Consider the following 16594-nt stretch of genomic DNA (forward strand, 5'->3'; position numbering starts at 1 on the left):
ATAAAAATAAAATATTTAAGTCATTTAATTGCTATGACTTAGTAATAAATTCAGCCCTTCAATTCATCCAGTAAGGGCTGGTTAAATGACCAATTTTGAGCTTGTTTCTACGTTATATCACGATATTTTATTGCGTGAGCCGGATGAGGCTGGTGCTAACTATTGGACTGCCGCCCTGGATAGCGGGACTGACGATATTGCAACCACTCTTGACTCAATGGTGACTAGCAATGAATTTCAGTTGCAAATCCAGCCTATTATTACGCTCTATAGCGTTCACCTATTACGTACGCCTGACCTTTCAGGCCTCAAATATTGGGTCAATGAGTACCGCGACGGCTTAGCATTAGAGGATATTTCCAATAGCTTTCAAGCGTCTAATGAGTTCGAAACCACCATTTCTAACTTGAACGATACCGCTTGGCTAAATCAACTCTACAATAGTGTTCTTAACCGCGAGCCAGACCCAGAAGGCTTAGCATACTGGTCAGAGCTGCTGGCAGAAGGGCTGTCTCGAGAGGAGCTTGTCGCAGCATTTATGAACAGCAGCGAAAGCATTGAACAGCAACCAGCACGTGCATTAGCTTCTTTGCTCGGCGATGGCTCCGGCGTAGATGATGTTGAGTCGCTACTGAGTCGTTATATTGAGCAGCTCAAGAGCGAGCCAGAAGACCCCGAAGTACCAACAGAGCCTGAAGAGCCAACAGAGCCTGAAGAGCCAACAGAACCTGAAGAGCCAACAGAGCCTGAAGAGCCAACAGAACCTGAAGAGCCAACAGAACCTGAAGAGCCAACAGAACCTGAAGAGCCAACAGAACCTGAAGAGCCAACAGAACCTGAAGAGCCCGGTCAGCCTGAGCCAAGCAACCCAAACTTCAATCTGGGAGAGCGCTACCACACGGGCACTTCTGATGCTTCAGCAGCGATTGCCGTGGGTGAGAATTTAATGCTGGTGGCGGATGACGAAGATCAAGTGTTACGTCTCTATGAGCGCGACACCGATGGCGCTCCCCTGGCGGAAATTAACCTGAATACTGCCCTGGGCTTGAATGACACCCAGGAAGTGGACTTGGAAGCGGTGGCGACTTATCAGGGCATTCACTACTGGCTGGGCTCCCACGAGAGCAGCCAGCGCTCAATGATCTTTGCCACTCAAGTGACAGGTGATAATGCTGAGAATTTGAGTATTGAGGTGACGGGCCAGTTTACCGACTTAGCCAGCCAGCTTAGCGACTGGGATGCCCAAAATGGCCATGGGCTCGGTGAAAATGCGCTGAGCCTCTCGTTAGGGGTTAATATTGAAGGCGCTGTGTTTATCGGTGATTCCCTTCACCTTGGCCTCCGCTCGCCGTTGGATGATGGCTTCGCACAATTAGTGCCTGTTGAAAATGTGAGTGGCCTCGTCTCTGGCGAGGCTAACGAAGTTTCCTTTGGCGAGCCCCTGCGTTTAGATCTGGATGGCCGCGCGGTGCGCTCTATTGAACCTGCTGGCGATGAAGGCTACCTGATACTAGCGGGCCCGGTTAATGATGATGACGACGTCGGCTTTGGTCTTTACCTATGGGATGGCGACTACACCGTTCGCGAAATAGACGGCCCGGATCTCAATACCCTACCGGATGCACTGACGGCGAAGCCGGAATCACTTTTTGATGTTTCCGTCACAGCGTCAGGCGTTACTGCGAGCATGCTGTTTGATAGCGGTACGGTGGATTGGCTAGAAGATGGTCAAGAGTCTAAGGATCTGCCCGCCGAACAGCAGCGTTTTGTGAGCACAGACATTGAATTCAGTCTGCCTGATTTTGCACCTCAACCTGGTGACATTGCGATTACTGCGCTCAGTGGTAGCGAAAAATCCTTCCAGTTCGTCGCATTGAAGGGTATTCGCGGAGGCGCAGAAATTACCTTCACTGATTCAGGTTGGGCGGGCGATGGCTTCCGCGCCAACGAAGGCGCCGTTAAGTGGACGGCGCCTGAAGGCGGCGTACCGGCAGGCACGGTTGTTACTTATACCGCAGACTCTTCGCAGTTCACGCCTGCTAATAGCAGCAACGTAGGTAATAACGGGTTCAACCTTTCGGTCGGCGGCGACCAAGTACTTGCTTTCGTCGGCGCGGCAAGCGACCCAACGTTTATCTACGCAGCCCAAACAAACAGCGATGCGTGGCAAGACACTGCAGACTCCTCTAATAACTCGGCCCTGCCGCCTGGCCTTGAAGAGGGTATCACCGCGGTTGCCATTGGCAGCGCACGCAATGCCGCCTTTAACGGCAATGGCTTCGGCACGGCGGAGGAGCTATTAAGCGCCATTGGTAACCCAGAGAACTGGTCATTTGAGTACGCTGAACTACCCACCAATGCCACCACTGACTTTCATGTAGGCACGATGAAAGCTCCTTATGTACCGGGCGAGCTCGATATTGGTTTAGCCATCACTGAGATATGGTCGGGCCAAAGCGGCTCTGACGTCACCGCCGATTGGTTTGAAGTAACCAACCGTTCGTCTGAAGCGCTTGATTTCAGCGGTATGCCGCTTTACTACGATGATGACAGCGCCGACCCCGTAGATGCGATTGAAATTAAAGGGCTAAGCTCGCTAGCTCCTGGTGAATCAGCGATTGTCATGGTCGATGGCGATGCCCAGTCAGTCGCGGAATTCCGTTCAGCGTGGAGCAACCTGGATAATATCGATGCCTTAAAAATTGGTTATGCCGAGAATGCTTCTGGCCTGGGTGGTGGTGGCGATGCGGTAACGCTGTGGCAAGGTGACCCACGTGTTAATGGCAACCAAGTGGCAATGGAAGCCTACCCAGATACTGACGGGTTTGACGCCGCTTCTTGGGATGTGGATTTAGGCAAATTCACCACCACTGATACCGAGGGAGCAATTAGCTCTGACGCACTAGGCGGTGATGCTAGTGATGTAGCCGCCGTAGCGTCTCCGGGCCTTGCTAATGAACCCCAGGTAGATATCACGTTGATTTCTGCCGTACAGGGTAACTCGAACACCAGCACTTTAGCGGGTGAGAACGTTACCCTTGAAGCCATCGTCACCATGGTAGCGCCTGGCTTGAATGGCTTCTTCCTGCAAGAGGAAGATAACGATAACGACAATAATGCCGAGACGTCAGAAGGTATTTTTGTGTACGCGGGTAGCGGTAGTAGCGATTGGCTGGAACAACTCACTGCCGGCGATCAAATTCGCATTAGCGGTGAGGTCTCAGAGTATTTCGATAAAACGCAGTTAACCGCCGAACGCGGCAGCCTTGAGGTACTGGCAAACGATATTCCCCTACCTGAAAGCCAGCGAATCGTTATGCCATTTACCGACAAACAAGGTCTGGAAGCCTTTGAAGGTATGCGAGTCGCCATAGAAGCACTGGACGGTGAGCCATTGGTGGTCACCGAACTTTACGAGCTTGGCCGTTACGGCGAAGTCACGCTTTCGTCCGGTGGCCGTTTAGAGCAGTTCACAGAAGTCAACGAGCCTGATGTAGAAGGCTATAGCGCTTGGCTTGAAGACGCCGAGGCACGCACCATCAAAATCGATGATGCGAACGCCTCACAAAACCCCGACCCGATTATCTACGGGCGCAATGGTGGAGAGCTTTCTGGCACTAACCCGCTGCGCGGTGGCGATAAGCTTCAGACACTTGAAGGCGTACTTGATTACAACTTTAGTGAGTGGAAAGTCCAAAACGTCGAGGGAGTAGATTTTACTGGCCCAGCGCGCCCGGAAACACCGGATACAGATGCCTTAGGTAATGCCGATATTACGGTCGCATCGTTCAATGTGCTGAACTACTTCACAACGCTGAATGAGAACGGCAATAAAACAGAGACCTTAAATGGCACTCTGCACAATCCTCGCGGGGCCAATAATGCTGAAGAGTTTGCCCGTCAGGAAGCCAAAATCGTTGAGGCGATTAATTCCAGCGGCGCTGATGTGGTGGGGCTGATGGAAATCGAGAATAACGGCTATGGTGACGATAGCGCCATTGCAGCGTTGGTTGATGCACTGAATGCAGATGTGCAGGATAAAAACATTCAGGATGTCACTTGGGCTTACAGCATCCCCGAAGACGGCAGTGGCAACACCACTAGCCCTGGGGATGACGCTATTGCAGTTGGGGTAATCTACAACAGTCAGGCAGTGACGCCAGCAGGCGCTGCAGTCACTAAAACTGATGGGGCCTTCGCCACTGCCAACCGCGCACCAGTGATGCAAACCTTCGAAAACAGTGAAGGTGAAACCTTTTCGGTGGTGGTTAATCATTTCAAATCCAAAGGTAGTGTCGTCAATGGTGAAGACGCTATCGGCGATGGCCAGGCCAACAACAACCCCACACGGGTCGAGGCCGCAGAGGAATTGCTTGAATGGCTATCCACCCAGCCCACCGGTAGCAATGACAGCGATGTGCTGATTCTTGGCGACTTAAATGCTTATGCCATGGAAGACCCCATCACGACACTGAAGAATGCCGGCTATGATCTGCTTGACGATGATTATAGCTACGTCTTTGATGGCTTCTGGGGCTCTTTGGATCATGCGTTAGCCAGTGAAACGCTCGCAGCACAGGTCACGGGCACCACGACCTGGCACATTAATGCGGATGAGGCATCTGCTTTGGACTACAACACCGACTTCACCAACGACCGTCAGGATGAAAACCTATACGCCGATGATGCATTCCGTAGCTCAGACCATGACCCTATCTTAGTAGGCCTGAACTTAGGCATCGCTGAAGTTTAATTAAACCTGCTTCCTTTTGAGATGGCCTCCGCTTGCGGGGGCCATTTTTTGTCTTAGCAGCCGCCTCCCTTGCCCAGTTTAGTGATCAAAGCCCTCCGTGGCGCTTCTCGTCTAGGGTGTTAAACTCACAGCAGACACTTTCTCCAGGAGATACATGTTGAGCTCTGTACGTTCCACGACCAAGATTATTCAGGACAGCGGCATCGCTTTTGGTACTAGCGGTGCGCGAGGATTAGTTGAACAGTTTACCGATGAAGTATGCGCAGCCTTTACCGTGGCGTTTATTAGCGCCATGCGCACATCCTTTCCAGTGGAACGTATTGCGTTAGGCATGGATCGCCGCCCCAGCAGCCCCGCGATGGCAGCCGCCTGCACCAGTGCTGCCCGTGCGATGGAGGTGGAGGTTGATGACTATGGCGTATTGCCAACGCCCGCCCTGGCGCTAAAGGCGATGGCAGATGGCATCCCCTGCATTATGATCACAGGCAGTCACATTCCGTTTGACCGGAACGGCATCAAGTTTTACCGCCCTGATGGCGAGATTACCAAAGCTGATGAAATTGCCATTCTTAATGCCGAGGCAGCAATGCCTACCCTACCTACACCAGCGCGCAGCAAGGTCTCTGAAGCAGCGAACAAAGCATACTCCCAACGCTTCACTGCATGGTTCCCAGGTGAACCATTGAAAGGTTGGCGGGTAGGTTTATACCAGCACTCTGCTGCAGGCCGTGATTTAAGCGCGCATATTTTGAGCGAGCTAGGTGCGGATGTGGTGGTATTAGGCCGCAGCGAGGCCTTCGTTCCCGTGGATACCGAAGCCGTTAGCGACGAGGATCAGGCCCAAGGTCGTGCCTGGGCAAGCCAGCACCAGTTACAGGCCCTGTTGTCTACGGATGGTGATGGTGATCGCCCATTGCTGGGGGATGAAACGGGCACATGGCAGCGTGGTGATATCGTAGGTTTACTCTGCGCCAGAGCATTGGGAATCGACGCGTTGGCTGTCCCGGTAAGCTGCAACACAGCCATAGAAGCCTGCGGTGCCTTCCAGCTAGTTGAGCGCACGCGTATCGGCTCACCGTATGTATTGGACAGTATGGCTGAGCTCAGTAAGCGGTTTGCGCGAGTGGCTGGATTTGAGGCCAACGGCGGCTTTCTATTGGGAAGCAACCTGGAAAGCGATGGCCGTCAGTTAGCCGCACTCCCCACCCGTGATGCGCTACTACCCGCTCTTACGTTAATGGTGATGGCTGCCCAACGCGGAGTTAATCTTTCGCAATTAATCGCTGACCTACCTGCTCGTTATACAGCAAGCGATAGACTCAAAGAGTTCGCCACTGAGAAAAGCCATGGGTTACTCGCCGAGTGGCAAGTCTCGCCTGAGCTGATGCAGCAAACGTTAGGTCTTCAGTCTCGCATTTCAGCGGTGAATAGTATCGATGGCCTAAGAGCCACGCTTGAAAATGGCGATATTGTACACCTTCGCCCTTCTGGCAATGCGCCGGAGCTGCGTTGCTATAGCGAATCAACGTCGCCAGCAGACGCAGCAACCCTGGTAAAACAGAGTCTGGCTGCGCTCGCCAAACTAAACTAGTAGGGGCATACCATACCCTCAACAAGGAACGGGCGACCCTAATGGGGTCACCCGTTCTTTGGGCTATCCTTAGCCAAGGAGTATGTTAAAGGTGCTTATTTATAAACCGGAAGCCGCGCACAAATCTCGGCCACTTTATCCAGCACCTGGGCTTCGATTGAGCTGGTGTCCTCACCTTTAGCAAGGACATCTAAGATGTCGCAGATCCAACCGGCCAATGTACTACACTCTTGCTCACTGAACCCACGCGTGGTCACTGCCGGAGTGCCAATACGCAAACCAGAGGTCACGAATGGGCTTTGCGGATCGTTAGGCACTGCATTCTTGTTCACAGTAATGTGAGCGCGCCCCAGAGCAGCGTCTGCATCTTTACCGGTCACGCCCTGCTTGATCAAAGACAGCAGGAACAGGTGATCTTCGGTCCCCCCAGAAACGATATCGTAACCGCGGTCGATAAACACCTTGGCCATCGCCTGAGCGTTTTTGACTACCTGCTGCTGGTAAGCTTTGAATTCAGGCGCCATGGCTTCTTTGAAGCAGATCGCCTTGGCGGCAATAACGTGCATCAACGGGCCACCCTGGCCACCCGGGAAAACAGCTGACTGGAGCTTTTTCTCGATATCCGCATCGTTTTCAGCGGAGAGAATAACGCCGCTACGTGGGCCACGCAGGGTTTTGTGGGTGGTAGATGTCACAACGTGAGCATGGGGCAGCGGGCTTGGATAAATGCCTGCAGCAACCAAGCCAGAGACGTGCGCCATATCAACCAACAAGTAGGCACCTACTTCATCAGCGATCTCACGGAACTTAGCCCAATCGACAATTTGCGAATAGGCAGAGAAACCAGCAATGATCATTTTGGGTTTGTGCTCGCGAGCAAGCTCAGCCACCTGATCGTAATCAATCAAGCCCTGTTCATTCAGCCCATACTGGATAGCATTGTAGTGCTTGCCAGAGAAGTTAGGCTTAGCGCCATGAGTTAAGTGACCACCGGCATCCAGGCTCATCCCCAAGATGGTGTCACCCGGCGTTACCAACGCTTGGAAAACCGCACTGTTGGCCTGTGAACCAGAGTGAGGCTGAACATTCACGTAAGTTGCGCCGAACAGCTGCTTGGCATAGTCAATCGCAAGATTTTCAGCGATATCAACAAATTCACAACCGCCGTAGTAGCGCTTACCTGGATAGCCTTCGGCATATTTATTGGTCAGCTGGCTGCCTTGCGCTTCCAGTACGCGGGGGCTGGCGTAGTTTTCAGAAGCTATCAATTCAATGTGCGCTTCCTGGCGTGCAACTTCTTTTTGCATCGCGTCAAAAAGCACATCATCGAATCCGGCAATTGTCATATCGCGGCTGAACATCGGCGGGAACCTCGTTACAAAAGGATCATCATGGAGAAACTCGGTCGCTATCATAACGCAGCCTGACGCGACTTTCATCGCATCCGCGTCAGGTCGTGCATGAGCGTATTTCATGTTGCAGTCGTCATTAAAAAACTGACTGACTGGTCAACCGCGCTACTTTAGCTCAAAGGTAAGCGTAAACCGCTCAGCGCTCCTCATTGGATTCATCATGAATTGGTTAACAGTAAACGGGTTGGGCAATGCAACATTGACCGTTAAAGCTTGGGAATGACCAGCCATAATGTCGACCATCCCGGTCATTAATTTGGTTATTTGCAAGCCTAGCGAAGGCTCAAGCTGGCGAACCTGCCCCATCGCCATAGAGATTGCTTGTGCCTCGGTAATACTCTCGTTCGCAGCGATCTCGGTAGTTAATCGCGGCAGCAATCCTTCATCGCTATAAGCCACAACGACCTCACCACCATGCAACGTGGCGGATTCAAACAACTCAGGGGTTTGCATTGCCTGCTCAATGGAAACGCTTTTTGGCAAACTAATCGGTAAATCAAGGCTATATTCAATTCCCGCGGCACCGCTCAAGCGCAAATAGCCATCAGAGATCAAGCGATCGGTTTCCTCTTCTTCCTCCCAGCGAGAGTGACTGCGTCCTTCAGCCTGTAACTGACCACTGCCCCCTGTGAGTACTTTGCTGAAAGTTTCAAACCCTTGGCGTTGTTCGAGCGGCAACAAAGGCAGCAGCCCCCCAATATCAAAAAATGCACCTTCAAAACCCGCATCGCCCACATAGGAATTGCCTTCCACCCAGGCGTTATCCAACGCTACGCTCCACCCATCACCAGAAAGATTCATGCCGTTCAATGCAGCATGCTCGACGCTCTCCTCCCCAGGCGTATCGATTCCAGTTAGCTGCTCAATCCGTAAGTTAGCGAGCGAAAAAGCTGAACTAATGCCATTTTTCAAGTCATTAAAATCGGCACTGACGCCCTGTATATCGAACAGCCCAATAGCGCTACGGCTGACCTCTTCAAGCGTCAGCGTTTCAATGTGCAGCTGCCCTTCAAACGGAGGAGGATCTAGCTCACTCAAAAACTTATCCGCTGCCTCACCTGGTAGGTTTAAGGTGATGTCACGCGCATTCAGTGCCTCCAGCACCATGTCAGGCGCACTCATTTCATCCATCGACGGCACTGCTTGCGAAGCGTTAGGCAATTCAATGGAGGCAACGCTGAGAAAGGGTAATGAATCACCGGCTTCGCTAACGGCCATACCATCAATAACGATATTGTCTGGGCGATGATAGTCACCTTCAACGAGGTAACGTTCGATCGTAAACACATGGCCATTAGCATAAGTGATAGCAATATCTTCAGCGACAATCGCGTCAGGCTGCTCATACACCTGGGCAACCGTGAATGCGCTCGACTCGCTAGCTAGTCGCTCACGAAGCTCTGCTTCAAGTTGCTGAGGTGAAGCACTCACCGCACCGGAAAGTAGCAGCAACGAAACTCCAGCCGTAAGCTGGCGATGACCTACAGACACAGACATGTCATGACCTCCTTGTGAGAAGCGCTAAGCATAGCATTTGGTAAAGTTTTGTTAAGCCTCACCAAGCAACCCCAAGCTCGCTGCAGGCGCTTGACGCCGCAGGCTATAAGAAAGGGCATGTCCGATAATGCCAATCAGTAATGCGCCTCCGAAGGGCAGCACTAGCCATAAGCTCACATGTAGGCGCGGTGTTAAATCAAGCCAATAGAGATAAAGCGCGGCAGTGGCGAACTCTGCAAGGAAGGCCCCCATCAAACCGCTGGCAAAACCAAGCAGCGCATATTCAGCGCCTTGTACCCGTGAAATCATTCGGTTACCTGCACCAAATACACGCAGTAAGCCGCTCTCATGGGCGCGTACCGGCCGGCTAGCCGTCAGTGCTGCATAAAGCACACTAACGCCAGCCATCAGAACCAGCATAAGCACTAGCTCTACTGCTCGGGTGACCTGGGTAAGTACCTCACGCACTTGGCCCAAGATGGCATCCACGTTGAGCAGTGAGACACCTGGAAAATCATTGACTAGCTGTCGGATTAAGCCCTGCTCTTGTTCTGGCAAGTGAAACGCGGTGATAAAACTATGCCCAAACGATTCAAGCACGCCCGGTGGAAAAATAACGAAGAAATTCGGGTTAAAGCTATCCCAGTTAAGGCTGCGCAAGCTCTCAATACGGGTAGTGATCGTATCACCGCCGACGGAGAAGGCTAGCTCGTCGCCTAACCCAAGGCCAAGGCGCTCTGCTAGTCCATCTTCCACGGAGATGGGCACCACGTGAGAAGCTTCCTGAGGCGTGGCCTCTACCTCACTCATCCATCCCTGAGGCTCGCTCGGTTGTGAAAACCACTCTCCGGCGACGACCTGATTACCTTCGGGCAACTCCGATTGCCAGGTAAGATTCAGTTCACGGCGTAGTGAGTTATCACCTCTGGCGTCAGGAGGAACGGCTTCTATCGGCGGCTGACCGTTAATAGCAGTGATTCTTCCACGCACCATCGGGTATAAGGTGCTTTGGGTCTCCACCCGCGGCGCAACCGCTTGTTCAAAAGCATCCCGTTCATTGGGTTGAATATTAATAGCAAAGTAATTAGGGGTATTCGCTGGCAACTGATCTTGCCAGGTGGACAATAGATCACCTCGCACAAGTACAATCATCGCCATCGCAAAAAACGTGACCGAAAACGCCAGCAGTTGCCCAAGCCCGGCCTGCTTTCGGCGAGCCAACTGCCTGCCGCCCAGCCGAAACGCTTGGCCCCACTCACTTCCACCGGAGAGCCGCTGAATAGCTTTCAACAGACCGTCCAGCAACAGCGTGCTAGCCATCCATAGAAGCCCTAACAGGGCCGCACCGCCAATGAGTAGCGCCAGGGCAAGCGAAAAGCTACCTGAGTAAAGCCACAACAAACCACCAAACACGAGACTCGCAACGCCCACGACTAGCCAAGCAGACGGCGGCAGCGGGTCAAGCTCACGGCGTAGCACTTTCAACGCACTGACACGCTTAATGCGTAACAGTGTGGGGCCAGCAAACCCAACCAACACCGCAAGCGCAGTAAAAATGCCCAGCCAGAGCGGCATAATCCCAGGGGGTGGCAGCGTCATAGGTAAAAAACTAGTTAACAGCCACAACAGCACAGCTTGACCAATAAGCCCCAACAGCGCGCCAATAATTGCCGCTATTAATGCGAGCCCCATTAATTGCAGGGTGAAAATAGTCACCAGCTGATTTTGGCTAGCGCCGAAGCAACGTAGCAACGCGGCGGTGTCCAGGTGGCGCTCAACATAACGGCGAGTCGACATAGCCACTGCCACCCCTGCTAACAGTACTGCGGCCAATCCGGCGAGCCCCAGATAACTTTCTGCGCGTTGAAGCGCGTTGCCTAACTGAGGACGGTCAACACGTACATCGCGTACATCTACCCCATTACGCCTTAGTTCGGCCAGCAAGGCCTGCACTTGCTCCAGTGCCGCAGGAGGCCCAGCAGCCAGTAGTTCAAACTCGAGCCGTGACCCCAACTGCACCAATCCTGTTGCATCTAAGTCGGCGGTATTGAGCATTAAACGAGGGTTGAAATTACTAAAACCAGCCGACTGATCCGCCTCGCGCTCGATAATCCCACTAATCAGCAGTTCTGTTTGCCCCACCTGAACACTGTCGCCTATCGCAATATCAATCAGTTGCGCTAACCGAGGGTCAGCCCAAGCTTCCCCAGGCAGTGGGCCTGATGCAATCTGCTCAACCCCATTCCCACGATCCACATGGGAAACGCCGTAATGGGGGTAGACATTATCCACCGCTTTCAAGCTAGCTGGCTGGAAACGCTCACCGCGACTAATCATTGACACCAGATCAACCTGATCACTCAGCGTAAAACCCGCTTGCTCTAGCGTCGTGCGTAGCTCCTCAGAGAATGGCTCGCGCTGTTCGAGGACTAAGTCGCCGCCCAGCATCTGACTTGCTTGGCGCTCTAACCCACGCTCTAGGCGGTCTAAAAAAAAAGCGATCATGGTAGAAGCGGCAACTGCCAACACCAGTGCGACAAACAGCGCGCGAACATCAGCGGCACGTAAATCACGTTTCAAGCTACGTGCCGCAAGCCGCCAGTTTATATCACTCATCGCCACCCCCACCCACAGTAGCGGTTGGCTCGAACGGTATTAACTGCCCGTTAGTCAGACGCAAACAGCGGTCACAGCGGCGGGCAAGTGCGTGATCGTGGGTCACTAAAATGAGCGTCGTGCCCGCTTCACGGTTTAGCGTAAACAGTAGGTCAATAATTTGTGCGCCCGTCTCGGAATCAAGGTTACCTGTTGGTTCATCGGCAAAGACGAGTTCAGGGTCGGTAACGAACGCACGTGCAATGGCAACGCGCTGCTGTTCACCTCCCGAAAGCTGTTTAGGCAGATGCTCTGCGCGCTCGCCAAGTCCGACCCGCTCAAGCCATTGAGTCGCCGCCTGCGTCTCTCCCGCTCGGGGCGACAACTCCAACGGCAGTAACACATTTTCCAATGCGCTCAGCGTCGGTAGTAGCTGAAAGTTTTGAAATACAAAACCAACTCTTCCTGCACGCAGTGCGGCACGTCCATCTTCATCCATGCGGCTTAGCGGCTGGCCAAATAGCATCAGTTCACCATCGCTGGGGGTATCCAACCCGGCCAACAACCCAAGCAGGGTCGACTTGCCAGCACCACTTTTACCAAGAATGGCAACACTCTCCCCCGCGGCCACGCTAAGCGAAAGGTCGTGTAAGATAGTTAACGAACGCTCACCACTTTTCACCTGTTTAGAAAGTTTTTCAGCATGTAATACGGGCTGGTGAACTTGCTTGTGAGGAACATTACTAGCGATGATAGTGTCGGTGGTAGGCTGATGCGAAGAGGCATTATCAGCGGGTAAATTAGTTGTTGGGTCCAAGTTGGCTTGTGGATCAGAGGAGTAAGACATGAAGCGTGGCATCCCTGTAGCGTGGCAAAGACTGAATCGCATGGTAACCGGAGGGTTGCTAGCACTGATAGTCATCTTTAGCGCACCCGCACTCAACGCCGACCAACGCCCCACCCTTTTAGTCATGGGCGATAGTCTTAGTGCCGCCTATGGTATAGAGCAAGAAATGGGTTGGGTCACGTTATTGGCTGAGCGTCTAGAAGATGAAGCAGACGTTATCAATGCCAGTATCAGCGGTGAAACGACGTCCGGTGGTGCACAACGATTAGCTAGCATTATCCGACAACAGCAGCCTGATATCGTTCTGTTGGAGCTTGGTGGCAACGATGGGCTACGCGGCCTACCGCCTACTCAAATGCGCTCTAACCTAGCTAGCATGATTGAACAAAGCCAGCAGGCGGGTGCTGATGTACTGCTGCTCGGTATTGATATTCCTCCCAACTATGGCCAAGCCTACCGTGATGCCTTTACCGGTGTTTTTCATTCGCTAGCTGATGAGTACGACGTACCTCTGGTGCCCTTCTTGTTGGAAGACGTAGCGCTTAATACAGAACTGATGCAAGACGACGGCATCCACCCCACCGCAGCAGCTCAACCACTTATTTTAGACAACGTTTGGCCAGCACTTGAACCACTGCTCAACAGCGTATTTCAAGCATCCGCCGAATAAGATAGCGACAGCCTCATTTCATCGTTTAACGCGAGCACTTTCTAATCAGGAGATAGCGCTAAGGAAAGAGTGCACTTCAACGCCGCAGCTTGTAGTCTAATACTTATTAACCATTGCTCTTAGCGTTTATGCCTGTACTCACTCACCCTCCATTTAAGCAACTTTCGCGTCGTCAGTTTTTAGCTACTGCCGGCGCGCTTGTGCTGGGGGCGGGGTTAGGTTTTCACGCTTCGCCTGCAACCGCCTTCAACCCCCAACGTTTACGGCAGAGTATGCAGCAACAGTATGGCCAAAGCGGTCTTGCTGTTTTAGAAGAGTGGTTTGCCATGTTGGAGCGTTTGCGTGGGCAAGAGGTGCAAATGCAACTTCGCGAGGTCAATGACTTTTTTAATCGCCGAGTCCGTTGGATTGATGATATCCACGTATGGGGACAAAAGGACTACTGGGCGACGCCATTAGAGGCCATGGGTAAAGCACAAGGCGACTGTGAAGATTACTCCATTGCTAAGTACATCACCTTGAAGCAACTAGGTGTTAGCGGTGAAAGCCTGCGCATGATTTATGTTCGAGCACGCATTGGCCGCAGTCAGATCACCCAGGCACACATGGTACTTGGCTACTACTCAACGCCCAGCGCCGAGCCATTAGTACTTGATAATATTGTGCCTTCTATCACCCCTGCTTCTCAGCGCACCGACCTAGACCCAGTGTTCAGTTTTAATAGCGAAGGGTTGTGGGCTGGAGGCACAACGCAATCACGTGCCGACCCGTTAGCGCGGTTATCACGCTGGCGCAGTGTCGTTGAACGAATGCAATCACAAGGTTTTATTTAAGAGGATTAAGCACTATGTCGCTGATTAAACAGCTCTGGCTGGCCATTATTGCGCTACTGTTGCTTTCGTTTATCGGCAGCCTTGCGATCAGCATCACCTCGAGCCGTGACTATATTGAGCAGGAAGTACGCATTAAAAACGAAGATAATGCAACGGCACTGGCACTCTCCATGAGCCAGCTCGATAAGGACTTGGTGACGCTCGAACTGTTAACCTCCGCACAGTTTGATACTGGCTATTATCGTCGTATTACCCTGCGAGACACCGAAGGTCAGGTGCTCATTGAGCGTTCAGCCAACGAATACAGGGGTGACGTACCTGCTTGGTTCCGCAACGTTATTCACTTTGATGTGCCGATCGGTACGGCAACTATTCAAGACGGTTGGCGACAATTCGGTACGCTTGAACTCGAAAGCCAGCACAGTTTCGCCTATGCCTCTTTATGGCGCATCATGCTTGAGCTTACAGGCTGGTTCTTACTGGCCGGTGCTATCAGTCTCGCCATCACCACCGTTGTGGTGCGCGGCATAAAGCACCCTCTTGTACGTGTTGTCGCCCAAGCAAAAGACATCAGCGCTCGGCGCTTTACCACTATTAAAGAACCCCGCACATTAGAACTACGCGAAGTGGCCCAAGCAATGAACGCTTTGTCTGCGAATGTGCACCAAATGCTCAGCCAGGAAAGCCAAAAACTGGATGAGCTACGTCGCCATCTGCAACACGACCGTGTCACAGGGGCACTCAATCGCGATGTGTTTATGGGCCGTTTGTCATCGTTACTGGGGAGCGAAGATGCCCGAGCAACAGGGCTGATGATAATGACCAGAGTGGAGTCACTTGAAATCCTTAATGAGCAGCTAGGCCACCAGGCCACTGATCAGTTACTCAGTGAGTTAGTGTCACAGCTCTCCCTGCTGGCCCCCACGCCAGAAGAAGCGCTGATTGGGCGATTAAACGGTAGTGATTTTATCCTCATGCTGCCTTTAGAAGCAGATACCAGCGCACTCACACCGCGCCTTCACCAAGCACTCGATACCATCGCGCTCAAGGCACCTAATATCGGCATGCGTTTGCCAACCGCTGTGGTGGCCTACACCCCTCATGATGATCGAAGCGGTTTATTGGCTACGTTAGATGACGCTCTGGCTGAAGCCGAAAGCGCGAGCGCCCACACCACAGTGGCTATACGAGAGCATCAGCATAACTCTCTCTTTGGCAATCATGCCGAATGGCGTTCGGCGCTAAATACTGCGATTGCAGTGGGGCCCCAGCTCGCTTATTTCCCAGTTATTGATGCCCACCATGACATACTCCATTACGAATGCCCTGCTCGCCTAGAGCTTGCCAATCACTGGCAAACAGCGGGTATGTTTATTCCCTGGATTTCGCGCTTTAACTTAGAGGCCGCGCTCGATATTGCCGTGGTTAAGAAAGCCCTTGAGCAACTCGCTTACAACCCAGAACACGCTCTTGGTATTAACCTTTCAATTGCATCAATTACTAATGCTGAGTTTGTTATTGAGCTAAGAATGTTGCTCGAAAAACAACCTCAACTTGCCAAACAGCTGTGCTTCGAAGTGCCCGCTATGTTGAACAGCCACGCTATTGGTAGCCTTCGCGGCCTATGTGCCGCGCTAAGGCCCTTCGGCTGCCGGTTTGGCATTGAACATGTCGGGGCAGAATTCACCAAGCTTGCCGATTTGCATGACATCGGCCTTGCCTATCTAAAAATAGACAGCAGCTTGATCGGGGGAATTCACACATCTCATGAGCAGCAAGCCATCGTGCGAGGTATGGCCACCCTATGCCACTCCCTTGGCATTCAGGTGATAGCGGAGGGCGTTACTGAACAAGCCGAACTGGAAAACCTCTTCAGCGTAGGCGTTGACGGAGCGACTGGCCCAGGCGTGCGCGTGTAAGCAGCTTCGCTAAATCAACCAACAATAACACGGCGTTATCCTGTAACGCCGTGTTAGATAATACCACCATCATCACTAATCAAATTGACATCATTCTTCGCCCGCAATGATTTACGTTCCATGATTTTACTCTGCGCTGCCGAAGGTAAGTCAGTAAAACTAAGCACTCCCTTCTCTAGCAGCACTTCAAGCATATCTTCCACTACCCGTACAAACGCTAAGTCCGATGCAATAAATTGTGCTGACTGCCCCGTTTGCTCAGCTAGAAAAGCAAACACTTCTGACGAATCATCATTAATAGTGTCATTACACTCAGGCGATGGCTCCTTACTGAGCATCACGATCTCCCCTTGGGCATTGCGTTTGATGTAAAGCATAGCGGCTTCCTCTGTAAGTAAAAGCGCTTAAGTGTCGCTAAACGTAACACGTCATTAAAAACTACGAGGCCGCCCATTGGGCGGCCTGTTGGGGTAGATA

The 16594-nt window shown here is 52.3% G+C and carries 10 protein-coding genes; 5 read left to right on the forward strand and 5 right to left on the reverse strand.

Features of this window, described 5'->3' with window-relative positions:
• The first annotated feature begins 85 nt into the window (after positions 1-85).
• Positions 86-4753 carry an ExeM/NucH family extracellular endonuclease gene (locus IR195_RS14065; protein ID WP_206047877.1) on the forward strand — a complete coding sequence of 1556 codons (4668 nt, stop codon included), beginning with the start codon at positions 86-88 and terminating at the stop codon, positions 4751-4753.
• A gap of 154 nt (positions 4754-4907) precedes the next feature.
• Positions 4908-6344, forward strand: a complete 1437-nt coding sequence (locus tag IR195_RS14070; protein ID WP_206047878.1) for a phosphomannomutase — start codon at positions 4908-4910, stop codon at positions 6342-6344.
• A 95-nt stretch (positions 6345-6439) separates the two neighbouring features.
• Here IR195_RS14070 and glyA read toward each other — a convergent pair whose 3' ends face one another.
• From glyA to IR195_RS14090, 4 genes are all read right to left on the reverse strand, one after another.
• Positions 6440-7705 (reverse strand): serine hydroxymethyltransferase, encoded by a 1266-nt coding sequence (glyA, locus tag IR195_RS14075; protein ID WP_146944937.1) that lies wholly within the window; start codon positions 7703-7705, stop codon positions 6440-6442.
• 156 nt (positions 7706-7861) lie between these two features.
• Positions 7862-9253, reverse strand: coding sequence for a hypothetical protein (locus IR195_RS14080; protein WP_206047879.1), 1392 nt, complete (start codon positions 9251-9253; stop codon positions 7862-7864).
• Between the two features lie 51 nt (positions 9254-9304).
• Positions 9305-11869 carry an ABC transporter permease gene (locus IR195_RS14085; protein ID WP_206047880.1) on the reverse strand — a complete coding sequence of 855 codons (2565 nt, stop codon included), beginning with the start codon at positions 11867-11869 and terminating at the stop codon, positions 9305-9307.
• Complete coding sequence (locus tag IR195_RS14090; protein WP_206047881.1) at positions 11862-12695, reverse strand: ABC transporter ATP-binding protein; 834 nt, start codon at positions 12693-12695, stop codon at positions 11862-11864. Before IR195_RS14090 ends, IR195_RS14085 begins: the two co-directional genes overlap by 8 nt.
• Between IR195_RS14090 and IR195_RS14095 the strand changes: the two genes are divergently transcribed.
• From IR195_RS14095 to IR195_RS14105, 3 genes are all read left to right on the forward strand, one after another.
• A complete protein-coding gene (locus tag IR195_RS14095; RefSeq protein WP_206047882.1) occupies positions 12694-13365 on the forward strand; it encodes an arylesterase in 672 nt (223 codons plus the stop codon). The two genes, IR195_RS14090 and IR195_RS14095, sit on opposite strands and share 2 nt — an antisense overlap.
• A 128-nt stretch (positions 13366-13493) precedes the next feature.
• On the forward strand, positions 13494-14198 hold the full coding sequence (locus IR195_RS14100) for a transglutaminase-like cysteine peptidase (protein ID WP_206047883.1): 705 nt from the start codon (positions 13494-13496) through the stop codon (positions 14196-14198).
• A gap of 14 nt (positions 14199-14212) precedes the next feature.
• Complete coding sequence (locus IR195_RS14105; protein WP_125750086.1) at positions 14213-16117, forward strand: EAL domain-containing protein; 1905 nt, start codon at positions 14213-14215, stop codon at positions 16115-16117.
• A gap of 53 nt (positions 16118-16170) precedes the next feature.
• On the opposite strand, the gene IR195_RS14110 is transcribed toward IR195_RS14105, so the two are convergent.
• Positions 16171-16494 carry a tryptophan synthase subunit beta like protein gene (locus IR195_RS14110; RefSeq protein ID WP_089037379.1) on the reverse strand — a complete coding sequence of 108 codons (324 nt, stop codon included), beginning with the start codon at positions 16492-16494 and terminating at the stop codon, positions 16171-16173.
• Between the last annotated feature and the right edge of the window lie 100 nt (positions 16495-16594).

The sequence above is a fragment of the Vreelandella venusta genome, from assembly GCF_015689495.1.
In the GTDB taxonomy this organism is placed as follows: domain Bacteria; phylum Pseudomonadota; class Gammaproteobacteria; order Pseudomonadales; family Halomonadaceae; genus Vreelandella; species Vreelandella venusta.

Excerpts from the sequence above, each read along its gene's own strand:
- IR195_RS14065 (WP_206047877.1), top strand. The coding sequence starts at position 86 with ATGACCAATTTTGAGCTTGTTTCTACGTTATATCACGATATTTTATTG.
- IR195_RS14070 (WP_206047878.1), top strand. The coding sequence starts at position 4,908 with ATGTTGAGCTCTGTACGTTCCACGACCAAGATTATTCAGGACAGCGGC.
- glyA (WP_146944937.1), bottom strand. The coding sequence starts at position 7,705 with ATGTTCAGCCGCGATATGACAATTGCCGGATTCGATGATGTGCTTTTT.
- IR195_RS14080 (WP_206047879.1), bottom strand. The coding sequence starts at position 9,253 with ATGTCTGTGTCTGTAGGTCATCGCCAGCTTACGGCTGGAGTTTCGTTG.
- IR195_RS14085 (WP_206047880.1), bottom strand. The coding sequence starts at position 11,869 with ATGAGTGATATAAACTGGCGGCTTGCGGCACGTAGCTTGAAACGTGAT.
- IR195_RS14095 (WP_206047882.1), top strand. The coding sequence starts at position 12,694 with ATGAAGCGTGGCATCCCTGTAGCGTGGCAAAGACTGAATCGCATGGTA.
- IR195_RS14090 (WP_206047881.1), bottom strand. The coding sequence starts at position 12,695 with ATGTCTTACTCCTCTGATCCACAAGCCAACTTGGACCCAACAACTAAT.
- IR195_RS14100 (WP_206047883.1), top strand. The coding sequence starts at position 13,494 with ATGCCTGTACTCACTCACCCTCCATTTAAGCAACTTTCGCGTCGTCAG.
- IR195_RS14105 (WP_125750086.1), top strand. The coding sequence starts at position 14,213 with ATGTCGCTGATTAAACAGCTCTGGCTGGCCATTATTGCGCTACTGTTG.
- IR195_RS14110 (WP_089037379.1), bottom strand. The coding sequence starts at position 16,494 with ATGCTTTACATCAAACGCAATGCCCAAGGGGAGATCGTGATGCTCAGT.